The sequence below is a fragment of the Pseudomonas sp. NPDC088890 genome, from assembly GCF_044900155.1.
Lineage (GTDB): Bacteria > Pseudomonadota > Gammaproteobacteria > Pseudomonadales > Pseudomonadaceae > Aquipseudomonas > Aquipseudomonas urmiensis.
This window is the reverse complement of record NZ_JBJDNG010000005.1, coordinates 19,471-44,133: the sequence shown is the minus strand read 5'-3', so window position 1 is coordinate 44,133 and position 24,663 is coordinate 19,471. Positions and strand designations below refer to the sequence as shown.

Here is a 24,663-nt window from a genome sequence, read left to right as displayed (position 1 = left end):
CCTTTCAGTCCCCTTGAACCGAAACATCCTTAGCCACACCCGGTACCTCAGCGCCCCGCCAGCGCCGCACCGATTTCTGGAAGAACTGGCTGTTCGGCACCTGCACCAGCGCCCCACCCGCTTCGGGCAGCTCCATCAAGGTCGTGAACAGCAGGTTGATGGCAATCACCCGACCCTTTACCCCTGGTTTGTCGAGGGTATCGACCAGCTCGACCACATCACCAATGCGAAACGGCCCCACGGTAAAGATCAGCACCGCACACAGCAGGTTGGACAACACGCTCCACATGGCGAAGAAAGCCACCGCCGCAACCGCGACGAAGCCTGACAGCGCAGTCCACAACACCGTCGCCGAAACGCCCATGCGCTCCAACACGAACAGCAGCGCGCTGCCCATGATCAGCCAACGCAAGCCGCCGCGCACCGGCACCAGCAGCTCCGGTGGCAACGGGTAACGCTCGCCCAGGCGGCTCAGGCAGCGGGCGATGAAGCGTTGCAGGACAAACGCTGCGACCAGGATCAGCAAAATCTGCAAACCCAACCACAGTGCGTCCATCCATTGCCCCGGCAGCAGGCCTTGCAACTCCTCCATCAGGACAGCGCCTCAAGCTCGGCTTGCATGCTTTCCAGCAGTTCCAAGGCCTCCATCCAGGACTCCTCCAACTGCGCTTCGCGTTGCTTGAGTTTGCTCTGGCGGGCGAGCAAGTCGCGCAGCTCGTCCTTGCGGGCGGCTTCGTACAAGCCGCTGTCACCGAGCGCAGTCTCGATCTCGGCCAACTGGCTGTGGACCTGGCCCAGCTCGGTCTCCAGCTTCTCGGCGGCGCGCTTGTGCGGGGCCAGTTGCTGACGCAAAGCGGCTGCGGCCTGGCGCTGGGCCTTTTTGTCAGTCTTGTCCGGGTTGGCCGGCGCTGTACTGACCGGCGCGTTGCGCTGGCGGTAGTCGATCAGCCAGCGGCTGTAGTCATCGAGGTCGCCATCGAAGGTGTCGACCTTGCCGTCGGCCACCAGCAGGAAGTCGTCGGTGGTGCTCTTGAGCAGGTGCCGGTCGTGAGAGACCACCACCACTGCCCCACTGAACTCCTGCAAGGCCATGGTCAAGGCCAGGCGCATTTCCAGGTCGAGGTGGTTGGTCGGTTCGTCGAGCAGCAGCAGGTTCGGCCGCTCCCAGGCAATCAGGGCCAGCGCCAAACGCGCCTTCTCACCACCGGAGAAGTTCACCACCGGCTCCTCGGCGCGGGCGCCATGGAAGTCGAACCCGCCAAGGAAGTCGCGCAGGGTCTGCTCCCGTTCAGTTGGGGCGATGCGTTGCAGGTGCAACAGCGGGCTGGCCTTGTCATCCAGCGAATCGAGCTGGTGCTGGGCGAAGTAGCCCACCGCCAGGTTTTCGCCGCGCACCAGCCGCCCACCGAGGGGTTGCAGCTCACCGGCAAGGTTCTTGATCAGGGTCGATTTACCGGCGCCGTTCGGGCCGAGCAAGCCGATACGGGCGCCTGGGGTCAGCTGCAGCTTGACCTTCTCCAGCACCGCCTTGTCGCCATAGCCCAGGCGCCCTTCGGAAAGGTCGAGCAGTGGACTGGAGATTTTTTCCGACTCGCGGAAAACGAAGTCGAACGGCGAATCGACATGCGCCGCCGACAGCTCTTCCATGCGTTCCAGCGCCTTGATCCGGCTCTGCGCCTGACGGGCCTTGGTAGCCTGGGCCTTGAAGCGGGCGATGTACTTTTCCATGTGCGCGCGCTGCGCTTGCTGCTTCTCGTAGGCCTGCTGCTGTTGCGCCAGGCGCTCGGCACGGGTGCGCTCGAAAGCGGTGTAGCCGCCCTTGTAGAGGTTGAGCTTGCGCTGCTCGACATGCAGCACGTGATCGACCACCGAATCGAGGAAGTCGCGGTCGTGGGAAATCAGCAGCAGCGTGCCTGGATAGCCCTTGAGCCAGTCTTCCAGCCAGAGGATGGCATCCAGGTCCAGGTGGTTGGTCGGCTCATCGAGCAGCAGCAGGTCGGACGGGCACATCAGCGCCTGGGCCAGGTTGAGGCGCATCCGCCAGCCACCGGAGAAGTCACCGACGCGGCGGTCCATCTGCTCGTTGCTGAAGCCAAGGCCCGCCAGCAGCTTGCGCGCACGGGCGTCGGCAGTATAGCCGTCGGCGATCTCCAGCTCGCTGTGCAAGCGGGCCAGGGCCGTGCCGTCATGGGCTTGTTCGGCCAGCGCCAGCTCGGCCTGAACCTGGCGCAGGCGGATGTCGCCGTCGAGCACATAGTCCACCGCCACCCGGTCGAGGGTGTCGACCTCCTGGCGCATGTGGGCGATGCGCCAGTCGCCAGGCAGCTGGCAATCGCCGCCGTCGGGCGTGAGCTCACCGCGCAGCAAGGCGAACAGGCTGGATTTGCCGGCGCCGTTGGCACCGATGAGGCCGGCTTTGTGACCGGTGTGCAGGGTCATCTCGGCGCCATCTAGCAAGCGCTGCGGACCACGCTGTAAAGTGAGGTTGGATAGTCTGATCATGATGGTCGCGGAGTCTACCAGCTTCCTCGGCCGCAAGCGCGAGTGGAACCATGCACACCGACCTGTGGAATCACGCCCTGGCCCTGTACGCCAAGCCGGGTGTCGAAGAGGCCTGCCTGAGCCTTCAGCAATTGGGTGCGGACGTTTGCCTGCTGCTCTGCGCAACCTGGTTGCAGGCGCAGGGTGTCAGCGCTGATGCCGATCGCGTGCAGGCCTTGGGCGAGCTTGCCCGGACTTGGCAGCAGGAGGTGGTGATGCCCCTGCGCAGCCTGCGCCAACAATGGCGCAGCGCTGCGCAAACCGACCCGCAGTTGGCCGCCTTGCGTGAGCAGGTCAAGGGTTTGGAATTGCAGGCAGAGAGAACGCTACTGGAGCGCTTGCAAGCATGCTCGCGACAATGGCCCGCGGGCTCGAACGAGACCACGGACGATTGGTTGGCCCGGCTGGCACCAGACCGTTGTCACGACCACGACGCGCTGCATCAGCTGCGCGTCGCGGCGCAGCAGCTTCAGGAAGCCGAAGACGGCGTCTGAGCTGGGGCGCTGGCCGGGGCCGAAGCGGTCGAGGCTGGCGCTGCCGAGTTGGTCGCAGAGGCCGAGCTGCTCGCGGACGGTGCAGGCTTGGCTTCGGCTGGCTTGCTTTCGACCTTGGCAGCGGCAGGCTTGGCTACGGCTGGTTTGGTGGTAGCTGGCTTGGCCGGTGCTTTAGCAGCAGCAGGCTTGGCGGCGGGTTTCGCAGCGGCTTTCACGGGTGCCTTGGCAGCGGCTGGTTTGGCGGCTGGTTTAGCCGCGGCGGTCTTGGCAGCAGGTTTGGCGGCTGGTTTAACCGCGGCGGTCTTGGCAGCAGGTTTAGCAGCAGCGGTTTTGGCCGGTGCTTTGGCGGCGGCTGGTTTGCCTGCAGGTTTCGCTGCAGCAGCTTTAGATGGCGCCTTGGCCGCTACTGGCTTGGCGGCTGGCTTGGCAGCAGGTTTGGCTGCAGCGGTCTTGGCCGGGGCCTTGGCGGCTGTCGGTTTCGCGGCAGTTTTAGCAGCTGGTTTGGCGGCAGCGGTTCTAGCCGGGGCCTTGGCTGCGGCTGGCTTAGCAGCCGGCTTGGCAGCAGGTTTGGCTGCGGCGGTTTTCGCCGGGGCCTTGGCGGCAGCGGGTTTAGCTGCGGTTCTGGCTGCTGGCTTAGCGGCAGCGGTTTTTGCGGGTGCTTTGGCGGCGGTGGCTTTCACCGCTGGCTTGGCAGCCGACTTAGTCGCAGCAGGTTTGGCTACAGCTTTGCTGGCAGCAGCACGCTGGCCGAGGGCCTTACCGGCTGCTTCACGCACTTTGCCAACACCCTGGGCAAGTTTCAGGCTTTCCTGAGCATCACGCTTGAGTTGCTGGATATAAGTACGGGTCTGCGATTGACGCTCCTTGAGTGAATCGAGCAATGCTTCAAGTTCACCCGCGGCTTTATGCGCCTTGTTCTGCGCCTTGGCTTTGCCGGCCTTGGCCGCGTCCTGCAATTTCAGACGCGAGTTGTGCAGTTTTTCCTGCGCCTTGCCACGTTGCTTTTCCAACTTTGCCAACAGTTTCTCTGCATCCGCCAGCGCTTGCGAGCAGGCATCTTCCAGATGTTCGAGCAGGCTACCGGAAAGTTGCTGGAGCAGGTGCAACGGCGTACTTACTGGCTTCTTCTTGGCCGACATGGTTTACCTCCTGGCTGACGAGATTGCGGCTCATACTATGCTTCTGCTGCTACCGCCGCTAGGGCATGTTGACAGTATTGTTAGCGCCGCGTTGCATGCCTGGGCAAAGTTGTTATCTTGCAGCTCCGTGCAAGTGTAGTTCGCCATTAAAGTATTGCTGATATTTACACGGGGGCGACAACAAGGCTGGCATACTTGCCACTCTTCGCAGCAGGAGTCGACCGTGCCTCGTTATCTTGTTTTTGGCCTGTGCCTGATGGCGCCCTTGGCCCTCGCCGCCGCTGATAAACCATCATCCAATGACCAGGACCTGGCTTACAGCCTGGGCGCCAGCCTTGGTGAACGGCTGCGCCAGGAAGTCCCCGGCCTACAACTCGACGCCCTAGTCGAGGGCCTGCGCCAGGCTTATCAGGACAAACCCCTGAAGCTCGACAAGGCGCGCATGCAGCGCATTCTCGAGCAGCACGAAGAGCAGGCCAACGCCGCTTCCGAGCAGACTCAGGTGGACCAACTCAAGGCCGTGGAAACGCGCTTCATGGCTAACGAACGCGCCCGCAAAGGCGTACACGAATTGCCCGAAGGTATTCTCTACAGCGAGTTGGTCGCAGGCACTGGTACTCAGCCAAACGCCACCGGCAAGGTGCAGGTGCGCTACGTAGGGAAGTTGCCGGACGGCTCGGTGTTCGATCAGAACCAGCAACCACAATGGTTCAGCCTGGATTCGGTAATCGAAGGGTGGCAGGTGGCACTGCCGAAGATGAAGGCGGGCGGCAAGTGGCGGCTGGTGATTCCATCGGCCCAGGCCTACGGTGCCGAAGGTGCGGGCGACTTGATCGCGCCCTACACCCCGCTGGTGTTCGAGATCGAACTGCTGTCGGTGGCGGACTGAGCCGGGCCATCAGGCCTGGACCGCATCCTCTTGCTTGTGAGCGTTGTGCAGCACTTCGATCAGGCAGTCTTCCAGTTCGAAGCGCTCACGTAGCAAGGCACCGAGCTTGCTCAACTTGTCGGCGAATCGCTCAGGATCGGTGCACTCACCTTTGGCACAATGGTCGTTGAACGCCAGGGCGATCTGAGTGCTGTCATCGATGCGCGGGTTGATCTGGGTAGCCAGCTCCAAGGCCCCCTGATCACCGAAGGCCTTGGCTTCGCTGACCAGCTGTTCGCTGATTTCGAAATGCCAGGCCGAGACATAGTCGACCAACACCGCGCAGAAACCGCTGTTCTTGTCTTTGTCGGCGAAGGCCGGCTTGGCATCGCGCAGGGCACGGAAAGACTGCACCAGCTCTTCGCGTTCCTGGAGCCAACGGTCAATCAGCTTGTGAACCCCGCCCCAGCGTTCCTGGGCATTCTGACAACTATCGAGCATGGCGATTCTTCCCTTCTGGGTAGATGCCGCTGCACCTCGTTCCACAACTCTGCGGCACAAAGGTGACATCAGCAGGCGGCATCGAGCAGTTGTGTTTTTCGGTATCCGTGCAGGGAGATTATTCCCGCACGTGCTGCCCTTCAAGGTACGCATTGGACAAAGTTCATACAAGCGTTTCATCCCTGGGTATTACGCCATTGGTCGAGCAACTGGCCCAGGCTTGCGCCAAGTCAAAGCGTGTTGAGGGTGCGGAAACGATACGCCAACAGGCGCGACAGGGGCAGCGCCGCGAGCAGCAGGAAGGCCAGCAGGCTCCATTCGGGCAGGGTCAGGTCAAGAAAGCTCCAGGTCAGCGAGCCGCAGTCCGGGCCGCCCAACAAAAACGTCTTCAGACCCTGGCTCCAGGAGTGCTCGAAAAGCCTGCCGATAGGCGCCGGGCAGGTCTCGATCGGCATACCACTGCCCTGTAGCCAGACATGCCGCGCCGCCAACAGCGCGCCCCCTGCCGAGCAGGCCAGCGTCAGCCGCGCATAGGTGCGCCAGCCCAGCCCCGACGGCGCGTGAACAACTGCACACAAGCAGACCATGGCGTACAGTGCCAACAGCAGGCGCTGGCTGTAGCACAGCGAACAAGGCGCAAGGCCCAGGCTGTTTTCCAGCACGAAGGTTGCGCTCAGGATCGCCAGCGAGGCGAGCAAGGCAGGCAGGTAGCAAATTCGGTAACGGGCCAGCGACATGAGCGATGTAGGTCCCGGGGGAGTCAGTGACGTGACTTGAAACGGTAGAGGAAAGCGACAGTTTGTTTCAAGGCACTACAGTAGAGACAAGTCGCTGAATGCGCGGGAAAAGTTTCATCTTTGCGTAGGAAGATTCTGATGGCGGTACTGTAACCCGGCCGAATGCTTGTGGATAAACGCCGTACCCCCGGACCTGCACATCATTGCGCAGGTCCGGGGATGGGTCAGGCGCGTACGCCCTCGGGCAGCGGCAGCGCCAGCAGGCGCTCATCCAGCAACCCCAAACCCTCCTGGAACAACTGATTGCTGCGCTCGATCTCGCCTAATCCTGCGAGCAGACGCGCAAGCTCGGCACAGGTTTCTGGATTGCGCTCCAGGCGCAGGCTGCTTTCCAGATAGTCACGGGCTTTGCCCCAAAGACGATTCTGCAGGCTCAGGCGGCCCAGCGTGAGCAGCAGGCTTGGGTCTTGCGGGTGGTCCTTGAGCCACCCTTCGGCGGTCTGCAACTGCCGCGCGGGGTCTTCACCGCGCACCAGCCCGTAGAGCCGGGCCAGGTGGCTCTCGTATTGGCGCTTGAGTGCCGCGCGCAGCACCTGTTCGGCTTCACCCTGGGCGCCCACCTGGCGCAGCTGTTCGGCATAGGCCAAGACCAGTTGCGGCTCTTGGCGCTGGGCCGAGGTCAGCTGCTGCCAGGCGCGCTCCAAGGCTTGGCGCGCGCTCTGGGAGTCTTCTCCTCGGGTTGTCGCCAGATTCAGGTTTTGCCCCCAGGCCCGCTGTTCCAGCTCGGCCAGCTCGCTAGCCGGCAACACCTTGCCCTTGCGCAGCTCGGGCAGCAGGCGAATCAGCGCCGGCCAATCGCCGCGCTGCAGATACAATCGTTGCAACAGACGCAGCACCTGGCCGTTGTGCGGGTGACGCTCGTGCATCGCCAGCAAGGTTTCCAAGGCGCCATCGGCTTCACCACGGTCCATCTGCAGTTGCGCATGGGTCAAGGCAATCGCCAGTTCTGCTTGCGGCTGACGCTCCAGGGCGCGCTCCAGCAGGTTGTCGCTGTCTTCGCTGCGGCCCAGCTCGTTGGCTGCCCGCGCGGCACCGAGGTAGTACAGCAGCGGCTGGCGCTCGGCCTCGGCAGCGCGATGCAGGTGACGCTGAGCGCTGGCCCAGCGGCCTTCGGCCAGATCCAGCTGGCCTTGCTCGACAGCGATACGCGTGCGCCGACGGCGGTTGCGCCGCGACCAAGGGTTGACCACGCCACTGGAGGTCAACACCAGGCCAATCAGGTAACGCAGCAGCCACAGCGCCAGGACGATACCCACCAACGCACCCAACGCGGCCCACAAGCCAGACTGGTAGCGAAAGCTGCCATAGGCGATCAGTACGTAGCCACTGTGCTTGGCAATGGCGATGCCCAACGCTGCGGCTACCACGATTGCCAGTACCGCCAGCAGGTAGACCCGCTTCATGGCTTGCCCCCTTCTGTTTCAGTGGGCAGATGGCGGCGCTGAATGTAGGCCTGCACTGCGGCCAGGCTTTCGCTCAAATCGGGGGTAACCACCGAGACCGGCTGCTCGGCCAGGGCATTCAAGCTGTCGAGCATGGCCTTGCTTTGCGGGTTGTCGGCGTTGAAGTTGGCCAGCAACACGCTGCGGGCATCGTCCAGGGCCTGGGTATAGACCTTTGCCTCACCATTGAGGGCCGCCCACTGGGCTTGCTCGATGGTCAGGCTCAGGGCCAGGCGCAACTGATTGAGCGACTGCCCGGCCAGCAGTGGGCGGACGTTGTCGTCAGCGTCGAATTCGATCTGGAAGTACTTGGAAATCTCTGCCCACCACTGCGACCAGCGGCTGGCACCATCGCCGTCGGAGGTCAGCGCGCCGAGGGCGTCGGCATTGCCATCGAACTCTGGCGACTGGGCGCTCAGCTGCTGGACTTGCTCGCGCTGGGCAGCCAGCTTGAGGAACAGGCCGGTGCGGTCTGGTTGCGCAGTGCTGTTGAGGGTAGCCAGGCTGCGGGCCAGTTGCTCGCGAGCGGCGAAGGCACCTGGATCGCTTTGTTCACGCAGGATCTCGTCAGCGCCTTCGACCAGAGCCTTGGCACTGGTGATGTCTTGCAGGGCGGACAAGCGCAAGGTCGCCAGGCGCAACAGGTGTTCGGCCTCAGCCAGGCGCCATTCCTTGCGGCTCTCGCCCAGCACGGTTTCCAGGCGTTGGCTCAGACGCTGCTGATCGCCCTGCAGCTGCGCCACCAGGCGGCGACGGTCTTCCAGCTCACTGGCTGCCGGCAGACTGGCCAGCTGGGCGCTGATTTGTTGATCGCGTTGCTGCAAGGCAGCGGTCTGCTCGCTCAGCGCTTCGAGGCGCTGGCCCTGGCCTTGCTCGCTGCCCTGCAGCTGTCGCACCTGCCAGACGCCCCAGCCCCCGACCGCGACCCCGGCGGCACCGAGCAGCAACGCCAGCACTGCAAGGCCATTGCCTGAACGCTTGGCGGGCTTTGCGGCTGGGGTTTCCAGCGCGTCGGCTGCGGTGGGCTGTTCGTTGTTGGACAAGACAGTTTCGCTCACGTATCCATCCTTTGCATGGGGGCGCATCGCTCTGAGCTTAGCGCCTTAAGAGGCAGGTGCAGCGCTGCGCTGCACAGCTGCCAGCAAGGCCGTGGCACTGGCGCCACGGCAATCCACAATGTGTTGGGCGCCGGCCGCTCGCGCTTGCTCGGCTACCCGCGGGCTTGGCACGAACAACGGCACATGCGCCAAACGTGGCCAATCTGCACCTGCCAGCTGCCGCAAGTGTGCAAAACCCTGCCCACTGCTGACCACTAGGCCATTGAGGCGTTCCGCTTCGATCTGGCGTACCAGTGTGCCTGGCGGGTACTGCGGCAGGCAGCGGCGATACAGTTCCAGATAATCGACACTAGCACCTTGCTCAGCAAGACGCTCTGCCAGCAGTTCACGACCTCCGACACCGCGGATGATCAAGACCCGTGAATCCGCCCTGGCGGTAGCCTTACGCAGATCGGGTAGCTCAAGCAAGGCCTCGCTGTCGTCACCTGCAGTAGGGCAAGTCACCAAAAGCCCAGCATCCTCAAGCACGCGGGCGGTCGCTTCACCCACCGTGAACCAGCCCTCGCGGGGTGCTTGCAGGCCGGTCTGGGCGAGCCGTTCGAGCAATAAGCGGGCAGCCGGCTTGCTTACCACGATGAAAGCCTGATAGCGCTGTAGCTCGCTCAGACGCAGGGTTTGTGGCGCATCCAGGGCAACTGGCTCGATCGCCAACAACGGCAGGCTGCTGCTGGCGATACCGGCAAGCGCCAGGCTGTGCGCCAGTGCCGCACAATCCTCTTCAGGTCGGGTCAGCAGCAGGCGCCAGGGGCTCACGGATGGCCAGCCTCGCCATAGACTTCCTTGAGGATCGCCTCGGCGCCCTGCCCCAGCAGGTCTTCGGCGACCTGCACGCCCAAGGCTTCGGCTTGCGTGCGCGGCGCACGCGCCTCGGCGACCAGCAAAGTGCCGCCACTCGGTTGCCCCACCAGGCCACGCAGCCACAGCTGCTCGCCTTCGAGCACCGCGTAGCAGGCAATCGGCACTTGGCAGCCGCCATTGAGGTGTTTGTTGAGCGCGCGCTCGGCCACCACTCGGTCGGCGGTATCAATGTGGTGCAGTGGCGCCAGCAAGGCGTGGATTTCACTGTCGGCGCTGCGGCATTCGATACCTACCGCACCCTGGCCACCGGCTGGCAGGCTGTCGTCGACGCTGATGCTGGAAGTAATACGGTCTTCAAAACCCAGGCGAATCAAACCGGCAGCGGCGAGGATAATGGCGTCGTACTCGCCAGCATCGAGCTTGGCCAGGCGGGTGTTGACGTTGCCGCGCAGGAACTGGATCTTCAGATCCGGCCGACGCGCCAGCAGTTGGGCCTGACGACGCAGGCTGGAGGTGCCGACGATGCTGCCCGCTGGCAGCGCTTCAAGACTGGCGAAGCGGTTGGAAACGAACGCATCACGCGGGTCTTCGCGTTCACAGATGCAATACAGACCCAGGCCTTGCGGGAAGTCCATGGGTACATCTTTCATCGAATGCACAGCGATGTCGGCTTCGTTGTCCAGCAGCGCGGTTTCCAGCTCCTTGACGAACAAGCCCTTGCCGCCAATTTTCGCCAGCGGCGCGTCGAGCAACTTGTCGCCGCGGCTGACCATGGGCACCAAGCTCACCCGCAGGCCTGGATGAGCCTGTTCCAGGCGCGCTTTGACGTATTCGGCCTGCCACAGGGCCAGGGCACTTTTACGGGTGGCAATGCGGATTTCGCGAGTGGACATGTAACGCCCCGATACAGAGAGATGCTGTCGATGATAACAGCTCCTCCGGGTCTGCCTGCAGACCCAGATCAGCAATCGACGGCCCTCGCCGCAAAGGCGCAGTGCTGCCCTGCGCGAGCAGCTGGCAGGGTTGTGTCAGTGCAGCCCCTGCATCATCTTGCGCACGCCGGCCACATGCCGGCGGCTGACCGTCAGCGCATCACCGTCCAGCCCTTTGAGGAACAGCTGGAAATGCCCAAGCGGCGTGCGCTGCAGACGCTCGATACGCTCGCGGGCAACCAGCGCATTGCGGTGAATCCGCACGAAGCGTTCGCCGAACTCGTCCTCAAGCGCCTTGAGCGGTTCATCGAGCAATACTTCCCCGGCCTCGTGGCGCAGGGTGACGTACTTGTGGTCGGCGATGAAATAGATGACTTGCGGCAGGGGGATCAACTCGATGCCCTTGCGCGTTCGCGCGCTGATATGGCTACGCGGATTGCCACCGCCTTCATTGGCCGGGCGTGTCAGCGCTGCCAACTCGGCGCGGTTGGGTTTTTCGGCTTTACGCAGGGCATCACGCAGCGCCTGCGGCTGAATCGGCTTGGCGACGTGGCTGAGCTTACTGTCCTTGAAAGCTTCGCTGTCGTATTCATCGCCGGCGGTGCAGAACACCACAGCTGGCGGCGCTTCGCGTTCGCACAAGCGTGCAGCGACTTGCAAGCCATCAAGGCCGGGCATGTCGATATCCAGCAGGACCACGTCGGGCTTGTGGCTTTCGATCAGGGCCAAAGCCTCATCGCCGTTGGTGGCGCTGGGCTCCAGCACTGTGTAGCCCTCCAGCTCGCCTAGCAAGCGGCTTAGGCGTTCGCGGGCTTGGGGTTCGTCATCAACGATCAGGACATTCATAATTGCGCTGGATTCCTGAATGAGTCTCGCACGGGTATAGCGTAGACAGGTGTGGGTCGACCGACACCGCGGTCACGCTCTAGACCGATGCAATGGCCAAAGATTCACTAGTCCGGCAGATTCACTGCCAGTCCTTTGTCCAACTGTAGACGGTCCGTGGAACACTGCCGTTCAATCGCTAAATATCCTTACGCAAGACAGGGTCTGGGGTTTTCTCGCGATTTCAATCGACCGGCGCCCTGCGGCAGCCCGCGCAACCCTGCTATTATCGGCGCCACTTTTTATCGTTCACGCCTTCAACGAGTGAATCCATGAGCACCGACAAGACCAATCAGTCCTGGGGCGGCCGCTTCAGTGAGCCCGTCGACGCCTTCGTCGCCCGTTTCACCGCCTCGGTCGATTTCGACAAGCGCCTGTACCGCCACGACATCATGGGTTCGATCGCCCACGCCACCATGTTGGCGCAGGTCGGCGTACTCAGCGACGCCGAGCGCGACACCATCATCGATGGCCTGAAGACCATCCAGGGCGAAATCGAGGCCGGCAACTTCGACTGGCGCGTCGACCTGGAAGACGTGCACATGAACATCGAAGCGCGCCTGACCGACCGCATCGGCATCACCGGCAAGAAGCTGCACACCGGCCGTAGCCGTAATGATCAGGTGGCCACCGACATCCGCCTGTGGCTGCGTGACGAGATCGACCTGATCCTGGCCGAAATCACGCGCCTGCAGCAGGGCCTGCTGGAGCAAGCCGAGCGTGAGGCCGAGACCATCATGCCGGGCTTCACCCACCTGCAAACCGCGCAGCCTGTCACCTTCGGCCACCACCTGCTGGCCTGGTTCGAGATGCTCAGCCGTGACTACGAGCGTCTGGTCGACTGCCGCAAGCGCGCCAACCGCATGCCCCTGGGCAGCGCCGCGCTGGCCGGCACCACCTACCCGATCGATCGCGAACTGACCTGCAAGCTGCTGGGCTTTGAAGCAGTGGCCGGCAACTCGCTCGATGGCGTCTCCGACCGTGACTTCGCCATCGAATTCTGCGCCGCCGCCAGCATTGCCATGATGCACCTGTCGCGCTTCTCCGAAGAGCTGGTGCTGTGGACCAGCGCCCAGTTCCAGTTCATCGACCTGCCTGATCGCTTCTGCACCGGCAGCTCGATCATGCCGCAGAAGAAGAACCCGGACGTACCGGAGCTGGTACGCGGCAAGAGCGGCCGCGTGTTTGGCGCCCTGACCGGCCTGCTGACCCTGATGAAAGGCCAACCACTGGCCTACAACAAGGACAACCAGGAAGACAAAGAGCCGCTGTTCGACGCCGCCGATACCCTGCGCGACTCGCTGCGCGCCTTTGCCGACATGATCCCGGCGATCAAGCCACGTCACGCGGTCATGCGTGAAGCGGCGCTGCGTGGTTTCTCCACCGCGACCGACCTGGCCGATTACCTGGTACGCCGCGGCCTGCCGTTCCGTGATTGCCACGAGATCGTTGGCCATGCGGTGAAGTACGGTGTCGATACCGGTAAAGACTTGGCCGAGATGAGCCTGGACGAGTTGCGCCAGTTCAGCGATCAGATCGAGCAGGATGTATTTGCCGTGTTGACCCTGGAAGGCTCGGTCAATGCGCGTAATCACATCGGCGGGACTGCACCGGCGCAGGTGCGTGCGGCTGTAGTGCGCGGCAAGGCGTTGCTGGCTGCGCGATAAGCTTCCTTGCGAGGGCTTCGCCCTCGTTCGCGGGCAAGCCCGCTCCCACAGGGACTGCGCTGAATCCGTAGTCGACGCGGCCCTTTTCGCAGGGGCTGCGCAGAATCCACAATCGACGCGGTCCCTTTCACAGGGGCTGCGCGCAGCCCACAATCGACGCAATCCCTGTGGGAGCGAGCTTGCTCGCGAAGGGCCGCAAAGCGGCCCACTGCAGCCAACTCACTGACCTAAAGATCAGCGCTTCTTGCTGATCATCTCCAGGAAGCCCGGCATCGCCGCTGCTTTATCCGCGACAATCGTCGCCATGTGCGGGTTATCCCCCATCAGCGCCAGCAGCGCCTTGGCCTGCGGGAAGTCTTCCAGCAAGTCCAGGTTCAACACCTTCTTGCCCACCGCACAGGCCAAATCGACCGAGAAACAGAACATCAGGTCGGCGAGGGTCAACTGCTCGCCAGCAACATACGGGGCGAACTTGCCATTACGCTTGAGCGTGGCAAACCCGGCAATCAGCTCGGCACGCGCCTTTTCCTTGACCAGCGGCTCGACCGCCTGGCCAAAGAACGCCTCGGCGTAGCAGGTACGCGCGGGAAGTTCGATATACAACTCGATCTCCTTGAGCAGCTCGCGCACCTTGGCCTGGCCGAAGGCATCGGCTGGGAGCAGCGGCTTGCCAGGTTGGGTCTGCTCGATATAGTCGAGGATCACACTGGTTTCACTGATAAAGCCATGTTCAGTCTCCAGCGTCGGCACCTTGCCACGTGGGCTGATAGCCAGGGCCTGGGGTGTTTGCCCGCCATAGAAGGTCACCTCCTCGAACGGCAGGCCCTTCTCCAGCAAGGCCAGCTTGACCATGTTGTAGTAGTTACTGACCGAAAATCCGTGAAGCTTGAGCATTGATACAGCCTCCAGGCCGTGTGGGGATGGCCCCGGTGTTATAGCCGCAACCCCTCGCCATGACCAGCGTCATGCACCGCGTCGATGGCCGGGCATTGCCTGCGCGAGCATGGCAAACTGTGCACTTCACTACAGGAGCACCGCCATGAGCGAACCCCGCGACATCGATACTGATGAAGAAGAAGCCTTCGCCGAGGCCACCCTGACCCAGGCCATCGAAAACCAGATTGAAAGTGGCGAGCCCCCCGCCGCCAAGGCCACCTTCAACAAGCTGACCCTGGTCGGCTACGAGCGCGAAGACATCCTCAACCTGATGGCTCACGTGTTGGCCATCGAGATTGACGCCCTGCTCGACGAAGATCGCCCGTTCAATACCGAGTGGTACGAAAACGCCTTGCGGGCACTGCCGGAGCTGCCACCTGAGGCGGATCAAGGCGACCAGTAAAAAGTCTGACTACACTCCACGCTCAGGCACCCATTGCGGTGCCACATCCTTGTCTGGAAGTCAGGAGTCGCCATGTCCCTTACCCCCGAGCTGATCGCTGAACTGGAAGTCCTTGCCCTGTTCAATCTGGACAGCAGCCAGGAAGGCATCCAAGTCCACAATAACGCTTCCCCCGCGCTGATCGCCGCCGCCAAGCGCCTGCACGTAAAGGAACTGACCGACCAGCCCGATGGTGGTTATCTGACCAGCCTGGGACGTGATGCGGCTGAGCATGTCCAGTCACTGCTGATCATTCTGAAAAGCGCAGAGACCGCCTGATTTGTGTAATCCTGTTCGCGGCCAAGCCCCCTCCCCTACAAGTAGGCGCGGGCTTGCCCGCGAAGAGGCCTACAGCCACGCTAGAAATCTGACGCCAAAAATTCACATAGCCCTTATCCGACTCCCCCGCTCAGGCTAAACTCGCCACAGCCCCGGCCTGACCCTGAGTGCGCAATGAACCACCCCCACGAAATTCGCCCCGATCTGGATGAAGGCATCGACCGCAAGGTGCTGGCGAAATTGCGCGCGCGCTTTCTGCTCATCAATAACGGCCGGCTGGAACGGGCGATGGACGGCCTGTCGACACGCCAGCAGCAGGTGCTCACGCTGTTGCCGCTATTGTTCCACGTCAACCACCCCCTGCTACCGGGGTATGTCAGCGGCAACACCCCCGCCGGTGTGTCAGGCTTCGAGCCTGAGCCCGAGCGGGTTGCCGAAGCCCAGCGCCTGGCCCGCTCGTTCACCCACAAGCCGCGCCTGGGCAATGCGCCACGGCCCATTCACGGTCTGTTCCTGATGGGCAGCCTGGGCACCCTGGCCCAAGCCGAACACAGCGACATGGACCTCTGGGTCTGCCACGCCCCGGACCTTGGTGAGGGCGCACTGGCGGAGCTCAGACGCAAATGTCAGCTGCTTGAAGCCTGGGCGATGAGCCTGGGCACCGAGGCGCACTTTTTCCTGATCGACCCGCAGAACTTCGTCCAAGGCGAGCGCGACAGCCAGCTCAGCTCCGATGACTGCGGCACCACCCAGCATTATCTATTGCTCGACGAGTTCTATCGCACCGCGATCTGGCTGGCCGGGCGCACCCCGCTGTGGTGGTTGGTACCCGTGTATGAAGAGCACAATTACCAGGCGTACACGCAAACCCTGCTGTCCAAACGGTTCATTCGCGCCGACCACGATCTGGACCTTGGCCACCTGGCGCACATCCCGGCAGGCGAGTTTGTCGGAGCCGGCCTGTGGCAGCTGTTCAAGGGCATCGACTCACCGTACAAATCGCTGCTCAAGTTACTGCTGACTGAGGTCTATGCCAGCGAACAGCCAGCCGTGCGCTGCCTGAGCCTGGATTACAAACAGGCGGTGTTCGCCAACCAGCTCGACCTCGATGCGCTCGACCCTTACGTGATGGTCTATCGCCGCATCGAGCAATACCTGCAGCGGCGCGGTGACCCGCAGCGCCTGGAGCTGGTGCGCCGCAGCCTGTACCTGAAGATCAACAAGAAACTCAGCGGCCTTGGCCGTTCGCGCAATGGCGACTGGCAGCGGCGCTTGCTCGCCCGACTGGTCGAGGAATGGGGCTGGGATGAACGCCAATTGGCCCTGCTCGACAGCCGCAGCCAGTGGAAGGTGCGCCAGGTCGCGGTCGAGCGCCGGGAGCTGGTCGCCGAGCTCAACCACAGCTACCGCTTCCTCAGCCAGCTCGCCCGCGAGCAGAACGCCAGCAGCCGCGCCGACCAACGCGACCTCAATGTGCTCGGGCGCAGACTGTACGCGGCGTTCGAGCGCCGTGCCGGCAAGATCGAAGTGATCAACCCTGGGATCGCCCCGGATCTGGCTGAAGACACCCTGACCCTGGTGCAATCACCCAACCGCAAGGAGCCAGGCACCCACCACTGGGGCCTATACAACGGCAATCTGGGCGTGCACGAGTGGGAGCATTTCAGCCCGATCAAGCGCTGCCGCGAACTGCTCGAGCTGCTGACCTGGGCGCACCGCAATGGCGTGATCGACAGCAGCACGCGGCTCGCTCTGCACCCCGGCGTCAGTGACTTGAGCGAGTTCGAGCTGTTCAACCTGCTGGGCAGCTTGCAGCAGAGCATCGCCCTGCCGCTGGAGCCAGTCAGCGAGGTGCGTCTGCTGCAACCAAGCGTGGCCGACGAGATCCTCCTGCTGGTCAACGTTGGCCTGGACCCCCTGCGTCATCACCGCGACCTGAACATCCTGATGACCACCGAACGGACCGACTCGCTGAGTTATGCCGGCGTGCGTGAGAACCTGGTACTCAGCCTCGACCAGATCACCCTCAACAGCTGGAACGAAGTGCTGGTGCAGCGCTATGACGGCGAGCATGCCCTGATGCGCTGTCTACGCGACTTCCTCAACAGCCTGGGCCAGCGCAGTCATCGCCCGCGAGTGCGGGCGCGCTGCTTCTGCCATAACCGCGCCCAGGCAATCGCGCAGCGGGTCGAGGAACTGTTCGACACCGCGCAACTGCTGCTCGATCAAAACTTGAACCACCGCTACTTGGTGCAGATTGCCCAAGACACCCACGTATTGGAGCTGCTGCCTGGGCATGTCACCTTGGCCACCCTGGCCAACCATGAAGACGTGCTCAGCTACCTGGGCGAGGAACGCGGCCAGTACAGCCCCTTGCACCTGGATGCCAATGCCCTGCAGGACCACGACCTGCCGCGGATTCTTGAGCTCGGCCAGCCGCAGTGCATCCAGGTGTTCTACCGTCTGCTCGAGGGCTGGGCCGACCTGTATGTGCTGGATGAATACAATGCGCTGTGGCAACAGCGCCTGCCGCTGGATGATGAAACCCACCTGCTGCTGCCGCTGCAGCGCTTCCTGCGCTCGGTGGTGATGCGACGCGATGCCAGATTGCCGCTGGACAGCCTGCAGCAAGCGTCATTGCAGATCGACTACTACCAGTTACTGCCCTCGGGATCAGGAAAGGTCCGCAGCCTCGAGCCGCGTCCGGCGCCAACCGACGGCATCGTCCAGCCCTATTACGAGGTCCAGGCGATTGTCCAGGCTGGTATTGGCGACGCAGTGCATATCACGCTTTATTGCGACCAGCAGGAGTTCTCGCAACTGGATCATGGCGACCAGTTGTATGCCGTGGTCGCACGGCAGATCCTCGGACAGCGTCGTAGTGCCGGCAGTTATCGCTGCTATATCACCGATTTGGATCTGTCCGAATTGCTAGCCGATGAGCAGGGGTCGACCTGCCTCTACCTGCGCTACAAAAGCGAACTGGAGCAGGCGTTGAATGCAGGCCTGGCGCAATTGCAGGCGTCACTGGAGCCCTGACTGCCCCATCGCGGCACAAGCCCACTCCGACAGCCCTGGAGGAGCGGGCTTACCCGGCTATGAAGTCACGTCGTTTTCAAAGATCGAAGTCGCCAGCCGCTTCCGGCTGGTACTCAACCTCAAGCAGCTTGAGTTTGAGGGTCTTGCCAGCCGGCGCCGGCCAATCGATCTGGTCGCCCACCGACAGCCCCAGCAGCGCGCAGCCAATGGGCGCAAGGATCGAGACTTTGCCTTCGGGCCCCGCGTCTTTCGGATACACCAGGGTCAGGTGGTAGTCCTTGCCACTGGCTTCTTCACGGCAGTGCACGCGCGAATTCATGGTCACCACCCCAGCCGGGACCTCCTCGTGACCGACCACCTTGTCGGCGCGGTCAAGCTCGGCCATCAAGGCCTCCACACCTGGCGTGTTTTCATCGAGGCTGTCGATCAGACGCTCGAGACGTTGCACGTCCAATCGGGTGAGGATGAGGGAAGGTTTGGTGCTCATGATCCAGTCAGACTCCTTGTTCATCAGGCAAATTGTGGTGGGCAGATAAAGCAAAACCCCGCCCAAGGGCGGGGTTTGTGAATGCTTTCGGCAGCACCGACGCAGAGCCCGACAGTATCACAGCCGGGTAAATACTCAAGCCCGGGCGCGCTGGGCCTCGGCTTCGCGGCAAATCTGCCGGCGCCGTTCGTCGTCGGCCGAGCGCCATTCGCGGATATGCTCGACATGGCGGTGGCAACCGGTGCACACCCGCTGCTCATCCAACCGACAAACGCTGATGCACGGCGACTTCACCGCGGTGCTGACATTACTGTAGAGCGGCTTGGGTGGCCGCGGCTGCTCGCTCATCTCAGATCTCGTCGAAGTCCAGCTTCTCGCCGACCCGCTCCCAAACGATGCGTTCGAGCATTTCGCCGAGCAGCTCCTCACTTTTCTCGCAGACCCACTTCTTGCTTTCTTCGTCGTAGTCGAAGTGGAAGCCCCCGGACTTGTCAGCCAGCCACAGTTGGCGCAGCGGCTCCTGGCGGCTGAAGATCAGCTGGCTGCCGTTGTCGAACTTGATGGTCAGCACGCCGGCGGAGTTTTCCATGTCCAGGTCCAGGTCGGTTTCATCGAACAGGTCTTCCAGGGCCTGTTGGGTCGCGTCGACCAGATCGTGGAAACGCGCTTCGCTCAAACTCATTACACAAACCTCGAAATTGGCTGCTTACGGCAAGCGGGGCACGATACGGACGCTGGCCGGCGAATGCAAAGGATAACCCAATCTCGAGGCAGGCCCGCGCCCGCCAGGCGGACCGGCCCTTGCATAGGCAATCAGGCAGGCGCTCGGTATACTCGGGCGCAATACTGCATATTTCAAGGATTTCACCAATGAAGCGCCTGATTTCCTCCCTCGCGGCGCTGGTCGCGGTTGCCTGCCTCGTTTCGGCCTGCGGTCAGAAGGGCCCCCTGTACCTGCCGGAAGACGGCAAGAACGGCAAAGCCAACAAATCGCACCAGCACCAGCACGCTCAGCCCTCGCAGCAGCCAGCGCCGCAGCCAGAGCAAGAACCCGAGCAGCAGCCAGCGCAGTAAGGAAATCCAATGGACGCTTTCAACTACCGCGACGGCCAGCTGTTCGCGGAAGGCGTGGCCCTCTCGGCCATCGCCGAACGGTTCGGTACGCCGACCTACGTTTACTCGCGCGCTCACATCGAGGCGCAATACCGCAGCTACACCGATGCCCTGCAAGGCGTCGAGCACCTGGTGTGCTTCGCGGTCAAGGCCAACTCCAACCTCGGCGTGCTGAACCTGCTGGCCCGCTTGGGCGCAGGCTTCGATATCGTCTCTGGCGGTGAGCTGGAGCGGGTATTGGCCGCTGGCGGTCGGGCTGACCGCGTGGTGTTCTCCGGTGTCGGCAAGACCCGCGAAGACATGCGTCGCGCCCTGGAAGTCGGCGTGCACTGCTTCAACGTCGAATCCACCGATGAGCTGGAGCGCCTGCAAGTGGTGGCCGCCGAGATGGGCAAGGTTGCCCCGGTCTCGCTGCGGGTCAACCCGGACGTCGATGCCGGTACCCACCCGTACATCTCCACCGGCCTCAAGGAAAACAAGTTCGGTATCGCCATCGCCGATGCCGAAGAAGTCTACGTGCGCGCCGCGCAGCTGCCGAACCTGGAAGTGGTCGGCGTCGACTGCCATATCGGTTCGCAGCTGACCACCCTGGAGCCGTTCCTCGATGCCCTCGACCGCCTGCTGGCGTTGATCGACCGCCTCGGTGAGTGCGGCATCCTGCTGCGCCACCTGGACCTGGGCGGCGGCGTCGGCGTGCGTTATCGCGACGAAGAGCCACCGCTGGCCGGCGACTACGTCAAGGCCATCCGCGAACGCGTCGGCGACCGTGACCTGGCCCTGGTGTTCGAACCAGGCCGCTACATCGTGGCCAACGCCGGCGTCCTGCTGACCCGCGTCGAATACCTCAAGCACACTGAACACAAAGATTTCGCCATCGTCGATGCGGCGATGAACGACCTGATCCGCCCAGCCCTGTACCAGGCCTGGATGGGCGTCAGCGCGGTCCAGCCGCGTGACGGCGAAGGCCGTGCCTACGACCTGGTCGGGCCGATCTGCGAGACCGGCGACTTCCTCGCCAAGGACCGCGTGCTGAACTTGGCCGAAGGCGATCTGCTGGCCGTCGAGTCGGCGGGCGCCTATGGTTTTGTCATGAGCTCGAACTACAACACCCGTGGCCGCTGCGCCGAGGTGCTGGTCGACGCTGACCAGGCCTTCGAGGTACGTCGCCGCGAGACCATTGCTGAACTGTTCGCTGGCGAAAGCCTGCTGCCGGAGTGAAACCATGCTGCTGCGTTTCACCAAGATGCACGGCCTGGGCAACGACTTCATGGTCCTCGACCTGGTCAGCCAGCACGCGCACATCCAGCCCAAGCACGCCAAGCAATGGGGTGATCGGCACACCGGCATCGGTTTCGACCAGCTGCTGATCGTCGAGGCGCCGAACAATCCCGACGTGGATTTCCGCTACCGGATCTTCAACGCCGACGGTTCCGAGGTCGAGCAGTGCGGCAACGGCGCGCGCTGCTTTGCGCGCTTCGTGCTGGACAAGCGCCTGACCGCGAAAAAACTGATCCGCGTCGAAACCAAAGGCGGCATCATCGAGCTGGACGTGCGCAACGACGGGCAGATTTGTGTCGACATGGGGCCGCCACGGCTCAATCCGGTGGATATTCCGTTCGAGGCGCCCGAACAGGCCCTGAGCTATCCGCTGGAAATCGACGGCCAGAGCTATTCGATCGCCGCCGTCTCGATGGGTAACCCACATTCGGTACTGCGCGTCGACGACGTGCACACCGCGCCCGTACACGCGCTGGGCCCGAAGATCGAAAACCACCCGCGCTTCCCACAACGGGTCAACGCCGGCTTCATCCAGGTCATCGACCGTCACCGCGCCAACCTGCGGGTTTGGGAACGCGGCGCCGGCGAAACCCAGGCCTGCGGTACCGGCGCCTGCGCCGCTGCGGTGGCCGCCATCAGCCAGGGCTGGATGGATTCACCGGTGTCCATCGATCTGCCAGGCGGACGCCTGAGCATCGAATGGGCTGGCCCAGGCCAACCGGTGTTGATGACCGGCCCGGCCGTACGTGTCTACGAAGGACAGGTTCGTCTCTAAGCGAGTAACCGCCATGACCGATCAGCCACAGGTTGTACCCGAACAAACCACCGACCTCGATGCCGAGGCGGTGGTGGCTTACCTGCGTGCCCACCCGACGTTCTTCGCCGAGCACGACGAACTGCTCATCGAGCAACGCATCCCCCACCAGCGCGGCGACAGCGTGTCGCTGGTGGAGCGCCAGCTCAAGCTGCTGCGCGACCGCAACATCGAGATGCGCCATCGTCTGTCGCAACTGATGGACGTGGCCCGCGACAACGACCGCTTGTTCGATAAAACCCGCCGGCTGATTCTCGACCTGCTCGATGCCAGTAGCCTGGAAGAAGTGGTGATGGCCGTCGAAGACAGCCTGCGCCAGGAATTCCAGGTGCCCTTCGTCAGCCTGATCCTGTTTGGCGAGAACGCCACGCCCGTCGGCCGCTGGGTCAGCAACAGCGAGGCGCAACAGGCCATCGGGGCTCTGCTGGGCAGCGGCAAGACCGTCAGCGGCAACCTGCGCGAACACGAGCTGGCCTTCCTGTTCGGTGACGAGCAGCGCAAGGAAGTCGGTTCCAGTGCGGTCGCGACGCTGGAATACCAGGGCCTGCACGGCGTCCTGGCCATCGGCAGCCGCGATCCGCAGCACTACAAAAGCACGGTCGGCACGTTGTTCCTCAGCTACATCGCCGAAGTGCTCGGCCGGGTCGTCCCGCGCCTGACCCAGACCCTGCGACCGGTGCGCTGATGGAGCGCCAGCTGGAGGCTTATTGCGCACACTTGCGCAACGAGCGCCAGGTGTCGGAACACACCCAGCTGGCGTACCGTCGCGACCTGGAAAAGGTCCTCGAATACTGCAACAGCCAGGGCATCGCCAGCTGGCAAGCGCTGCAGATACAGCAGATGCGCCAGCTGGTGGCGCGCCAGCATCACCATGGCCAGTCTTCACGTAGCATCGCCCGGCTGCTGTCGGCAGTGCGCGGGCTGTATCGCTACCTCAACCGCGAAGGCGTTTGCACGCACGACCCAGCCAATGGTCTGTCGCCGCCCAAGGGCGAAAAGCGCCTGCCCAAGGCACTGGACACCGACCGCGCCCTGCAACTGCTCGAAGGCGGCGTCGATGACGACTTCATCGCCCGCCGCGACCAGGCCATTCTTGAGCTGTTCTACTCCTCAGGCCTGCGCCTATCGGAATTGACCAATCTCGATCTTGAGCATTTGGACCTGGCCGCTGGGTTGGTCCAGGTCCAGGGCAAGGGCAACAAGACCCGCGTTCTGCCAGTCGGTCGCAAAGCCCGCGAGGCGTTGCAAGAGTGGCTCAAGCTGCGCGGCATCAGCGCCCCCCGTGACAACGCGGTGTTCTTGAGCCGCCAAGGCCGGCGCCTGGGCCCACGGGCCATCCAGCTGCGGGTCAAGGCGGCCGGAGAGCGCGAGCTGGGCCAGCACCTGCATCCCCACATGCTTCGCCATTCTTTCGCCAGCCATTTGCTGGAATCGTCCCAGGACCTGCGCGCCGTGCAAGAGATGCTCGGCCATGCCGACATCAGCACCACGCAGATCTATACCCACCTGGACTTCCAGCACCTGGCCGCGGTGTACGACAGCGCCCACCCCCGGGCCAAACGCAGCAAAGGCACAGACTCATGAGCATCAAGCTGATTACCTTCGACCTGGACGACACCCTGTGGGACACCGCACCGGTCATTCTCAGCGCCGAAACCGTCCTGCGCGACTGGCTCGAAGCCAACGCCCCGCGCCTGGGCGGTGTGCCGGTCGAGCACCTGTATGCCATCCGCGAACGCCTGGTCCAGGCTGAGCCTGGGCTCAAGCACCGCATCAGCGCCCTGCGCCGGCGGGTGCTGTTCCATGCTCTGGAAGAGGTCGGCTATAGCGAGCAGCAGGCCCAGGCATTGGCCAACGAAGGCTTCGAGGTGTTCCTGCATGCGCGGCATCAGGTCGAGGTATTCCCTGAAGTGCAGCCGGTACTGGAGATCCTGCGCCACCACTACACCCTAGGCGTGGTCACCAATGGCAATGCCGACGTCAGCCGGATCGGCTTGGCGGATTACTTCAAGTTCGCCCTGTGCGCCGAGGACTTGGGGATTGGCAAGCCAGACCCAGCGCCCTTCCTCGAAGCGCTCAAGCGCGGTGAAGTGCAGGCGGCGCATGCCGTGCACATTGGCGACCATCCTGGCGATGACATCGCCGGGGCCCAGCGCGCCGGTTTGCGCGCGGTGTGGTTCAACCCGCAAGGCAAGGCCTGGGCCGGCGAGAAAGCGCCGGACGCGGAGATTCAGCGGCTGTCGCAATTACCCGAGGTGCTAGCGCGCTGGCGCTGAGGCAATCAGCAAGCACTCAAGCGGCTGCGTGGGAGCGGGCTTGCCCGGCGCCATCACCCACAAAAAAGCCCGCAGCGACGGCGGGCTCTTTTGCAAACAACCACTCAGATAGGGCGGCTGCCGTATTTGTTGTCCGGCTTCTTGGGCGGATCGGCGACCACGTTGGCCTCCACTTCCTGCACCTTGCCACCGCGCGACAGAAACTCTTCCATCGCCTTGGCCAGCGCATCACGCTCCTTTTGCTTGGCTTCCATGCTCGGCATCTCGTCTACCGAGACCGCCGCCTTGGACTTGCCCTTGGCAACCGGAGCGGGGCTATCGTCGCCAGCGTCTTCCGCGCCGTCGTCCGCCGCAGCTTCCAGGCCGTCATCAGCCTCGTCTTCGTCGCCTACTTCGAGGTCATCATTTTCCAGATCGTCGTCGCTCATGTTCTACCTCATGACTTGCGAAAAGCAGGTTAGTTATAGACCAGTGCAGCCGTAGACCGGCTGCCACCGGTGAAAATTCAACTGGCCGTGGGTTGGCCACTGCCCTGGGCATCCGCCTCCGGATGGGCGGCGGGACCCTGCAGGCCCTGCTCCTGGCAGGACCTGACGAAATCTTTTGAGCCCTTGCTGGCCATACGATATTGGCAAGCCTAGCAAAGGGTAGCGAAGTGTGGGGACTACTCGTCTAACACCCTTCGGCGCGCATTCTAGCGTGCTCGCAGAAAAAGCAAAGCTCCATAAACGCCCTATGTGTTGTAAGTTTTTTGCGCGCGTCGCAAACGGCGCAGATAAACCGTTTGCTGTGCGCGAAACTGCAAAATTCAGACAAA

The 24,663-nt window shown here is 63.0% G+C and carries 27 protein-coding genes; 12 read left to right on the top strand and 15 right to left on the bottom strand.

Features of this window, described 5'->3' with window-relative positions; genetic code table 11:
- Positions 1-4: 4 nt before the first annotated feature.
- Both ACI2JX_RS12645 and ACI2JX_RS12640 read right to left on the bottom strand, forming a co-directional pair.
- Positions 5-592: a mechanosensitive ion channel family protein gene (locus tag ACI2JX_RS12645; RefSeq protein ID WP_264233861.1), complete on the bottom strand. Its 588-nt coding sequence runs from the start codon at positions 590-592 to the stop codon at positions 5-7.
- Positions 592-2,502, bottom strand: a complete 1,911-nt coding sequence (locus ACI2JX_RS12640; RefSeq protein ID WP_404690194.1) for an ATP-binding cassette domain-containing protein — start codon at positions 2,500-2,502, stop codon at positions 592-594. The genes ACI2JX_RS12645 and ACI2JX_RS12640 overlap by 1 nt, the downstream gene beginning before the upstream one ends.
- Positions 2,503-2,552: 50 nt before the next feature.
- On the opposite strand from ACI2JX_RS12640, the gene ACI2JX_RS12635 reads away from it, so the two are divergent.
- Positions 2,553-3,035: a TIGR02444 family protein gene (locus ACI2JX_RS12635; RefSeq protein WP_392463787.1), complete on the top strand. Its 483-nt coding sequence runs from the start codon at positions 2,553-2,555 to the stop codon at positions 3,033-3,035.
- On the opposite strand, the gene ACI2JX_RS12630 is transcribed toward ACI2JX_RS12635, so the two are convergent.
- A complete protein-coding gene (locus tag ACI2JX_RS12630) occupies positions 3,011-4,174 on the bottom strand; it encodes an AlgP family protein (protein WP_404690193.1) in 1,164 nt (387 codons plus the stop codon). The genes ACI2JX_RS12635 and ACI2JX_RS12630 overlap by 25 nt on opposite strands.
- Before the next feature lie 223 nt (positions 4,175-4,397).
- Here ACI2JX_RS12630 and ACI2JX_RS12625 point away from each other — a divergent pair, with 223 nt between their 5' ends.
- Positions 4,398-5,063: an FKBP-type peptidyl-prolyl cis-trans isomerase gene (locus ACI2JX_RS12625; protein ID WP_404690192.1), complete on the top strand. Its 666-nt coding sequence runs from the start codon at positions 4,398-4,400 to the stop codon at positions 5,061-5,063.
- 9 nt (positions 5,064-5,072) lie between these two features.
- Here ACI2JX_RS12625 and rsd read toward each other — a convergent pair whose 3' ends face one another.
- The 7 genes from rsd to ACI2JX_RS12590 form a co-directional block, all read right to left on the bottom strand.
- On the bottom strand, positions 5,073-5,543 hold the full coding sequence (rsd, locus tag ACI2JX_RS12620; RefSeq protein WP_186552934.1) for a sigma D regulator: 471 nt from the start codon (positions 5,541-5,543) through the stop codon (positions 5,073-5,075).
- Between the two features lie 230 nt (positions 5,544-5,773).
- A complete protein-coding gene (locus ACI2JX_RS12615; RefSeq protein WP_264233873.1) occupies positions 5,774-6,280 on the bottom strand; it encodes a disulfide bond formation protein B in 507 nt (168 codons plus the stop codon).
- 224 nt (positions 6,281-6,504) lie between these two features.
- Positions 6,505-7,743, bottom strand: coding sequence for a heme biosynthesis protein HemY (locus ACI2JX_RS12610; RefSeq protein WP_368971597.1), 1,239 nt, complete (start codon positions 7,741-7,743; stop codon positions 6,505-6,507).
- A complete protein-coding gene (locus tag ACI2JX_RS12605) occupies positions 7,740-8,840 on the bottom strand; it encodes a uroporphyrinogen-III C-methyltransferase (RefSeq protein WP_264233877.1) in 1,101 nt (366 codons plus the stop codon). Before ACI2JX_RS12605 ends, ACI2JX_RS12610 begins: the two co-directional genes overlap by 4 nt.
- 45 nt (positions 8,841-8,885) lie before the next feature.
- A complete protein-coding gene (locus tag ACI2JX_RS12600) occupies positions 8,886-9,653 on the bottom strand; it encodes a uroporphyrinogen-III synthase (protein ID WP_368971596.1) in 768 nt (255 codons plus the stop codon).
- Entirely contained in the window at positions 9,650-10,591 is a 942-nt protein-coding gene (hemC, locus tag ACI2JX_RS12595; RefSeq protein ID WP_404690191.1) for a hydroxymethylbilane synthase, read from the bottom strand. The genes ACI2JX_RS12600 and hemC overlap by 4 nt, the downstream gene beginning before the upstream one ends.
- Before the next feature lie 135 nt (positions 10,592-10,726).
- A complete protein-coding gene (locus ACI2JX_RS12590) occupies positions 10,727-11,476 on the bottom strand; it encodes a LytTR family DNA-binding domain-containing protein (protein ID WP_264233883.1) in 750 nt (249 codons plus the stop codon).
- A 311-nt stretch (positions 11,477-11,787) separates the two neighbouring features.
- Here ACI2JX_RS12590 and argH point away from each other — a divergent pair, with 311 nt between their 5' ends.
- Positions 11,788-13,182 carry an argininosuccinate lyase gene (gene argH, locus ACI2JX_RS12585; protein WP_264233885.1) on the top strand — a complete coding sequence of 465 codons (1,395 nt, stop codon included), beginning with the start codon at positions 11,788-11,790 and terminating at the stop codon, positions 13,180-13,182.
- Positions 13,183-13,416: 234 nt separating this feature from the next.
- Here argH and ACI2JX_RS12580 read toward each other — a convergent pair whose 3' ends face one another.
- Entirely contained in the window at positions 13,417-14,076 is a 660-nt protein-coding gene (locus ACI2JX_RS12580) for a glutathione S-transferase (protein ID WP_404690190.1), read from the bottom strand.
- Positions 14,077-14,221: 145 nt separating this feature from the next.
- On the opposite strand from ACI2JX_RS12580, the gene ACI2JX_RS12575 reads away from it, so the two are divergent.
- The 3 genes from ACI2JX_RS12575 (at position 14,222) to ACI2JX_RS12565 (ending at position 17,878) form a co-directional block, all read left to right on the top strand.
- Entirely contained in the window at positions 14,222-14,521 is a 300-nt protein-coding gene (locus ACI2JX_RS12575; RefSeq protein WP_186552941.1) for a hypothetical protein, read from the top strand.
- 72 nt (positions 14,522-14,593) lie between these two features.
- Complete coding sequence (locus tag ACI2JX_RS12570; protein ID WP_404690189.1) at positions 14,594-14,839, top strand: TIGR02647 family protein; 246 nt, start codon at positions 14,594-14,596, stop codon at positions 14,837-14,839.
- Positions 14,840-15,013: 174 nt separating this feature from the next.
- Positions 15,014-17,878, top strand: coding sequence for a class I adenylate cyclase (locus ACI2JX_RS12565; RefSeq protein ID WP_404690188.1), 2,865 nt, complete (start codon positions 15,014-15,016; stop codon positions 17,876-17,878).
- 76 nt (positions 17,879-17,954) lie between these two features.
- On the opposite strand, the gene rnk is transcribed toward ACI2JX_RS12565, so the two are convergent.
- The 3 genes from rnk to cyaY all read right to left on the bottom strand — a co-directional run bounded on the left by rnk (position 17,955) and on the right by cyaY (position 19,047).
- Positions 17,955-18,365, bottom strand: coding sequence for a nucleoside diphosphate kinase regulator (rnk, locus tag ACI2JX_RS12560; RefSeq protein WP_404690187.1), 411 nt, complete (start codon positions 18,363-18,365; stop codon positions 17,955-17,957).
- 135 nt (positions 18,366-18,500) lie between these two features.
- On the bottom strand, positions 18,501-18,713 hold the full coding sequence (locus ACI2JX_RS12555) for a DUF1289 domain-containing protein (RefSeq protein WP_264233895.1): 213 nt from the start codon (positions 18,711-18,713) through the stop codon (positions 18,501-18,503).
- Between the two features lies 1 nt (position 18,714).
- The gene (gene cyaY / locus ACI2JX_RS12550; protein WP_264233897.1) at positions 18,715-19,047 is read right to left on the bottom strand and encodes an iron donor protein CyaY; all 333 of its coding nucleotides are present in this window, start codon (positions 19,045-19,047) and stop codon (positions 18,715-18,717) included.
- A 188-nt stretch (positions 19,048-19,235) separates the two neighbouring features.
- On the opposite strand from cyaY, the gene ACI2JX_RS12545 reads away from it, so the two are divergent.
- From ACI2JX_RS12545 to ACI2JX_RS12520, 6 genes are read left to right on the top strand one after another with little or no spacing between them, the layout of a single operon-like run.
- Positions 19,236-19,439: a lipoprotein gene (locus ACI2JX_RS12545; RefSeq protein WP_264233899.1), complete on the top strand. Its 204-nt coding sequence runs from the start codon at positions 19,236-19,238 to the stop codon at positions 19,437-19,439.
- A 9-nt stretch (positions 19,440-19,448) separates the two neighbouring features.
- Positions 19,449-20,696, top strand: coding sequence for a diaminopimelate decarboxylase (gene lysA, locus ACI2JX_RS12540; protein WP_186552949.1), 1,248 nt, complete (start codon positions 19,449-19,451; stop codon positions 20,694-20,696).
- A gap of 4 nt (positions 20,697-20,700) precedes the next feature.
- Complete coding sequence (dapF, locus tag ACI2JX_RS12535; protein WP_392463798.1) at positions 20,701-21,531, top strand: diaminopimelate epimerase; 831 nt, start codon at positions 20,701-20,703, stop codon at positions 21,529-21,531.
- Positions 21,532-21,544: 13 nt separating this feature from the next.
- The gene (locus ACI2JX_RS12530; protein ID WP_264233903.1) at positions 21,545-22,255 is read left to right on the top strand and encodes a DUF484 family protein; all 711 of its coding nucleotides are present in this window, start codon (positions 21,545-21,547) and stop codon (positions 22,253-22,255) included.
- Complete coding sequence (xerC, locus tag ACI2JX_RS12525) at positions 22,255-23,154, top strand: tyrosine recombinase XerC (RefSeq protein WP_264233905.1); 900 nt, start codon at positions 22,255-22,257, stop codon at positions 23,152-23,154. The genes ACI2JX_RS12530 and xerC overlap by 1 nt, the downstream gene beginning before the upstream one ends.
- On the top strand, positions 23,151-23,846 hold the full coding sequence (locus tag ACI2JX_RS12520) for an HAD family hydrolase (protein ID WP_264233907.1): 696 nt from the start codon (positions 23,151-23,153) through the stop codon (positions 23,844-23,846). Before xerC ends, ACI2JX_RS12520 begins: the two co-directional genes overlap by 4 nt.
- Positions 23,847-23,950: 104 nt before the next feature.
- On the opposite strand, the gene sutA is transcribed toward ACI2JX_RS12520, so the two are convergent.
- Positions 23,951-24,274, bottom strand: coding sequence for a transcriptional regulator SutA (gene sutA, locus ACI2JX_RS12515; RefSeq protein ID WP_186552954.1), 324 nt, complete (start codon positions 24,272-24,274; stop codon positions 23,951-23,953).
- Positions 24,275-24,663: the final 389 nt, after the last annotated feature.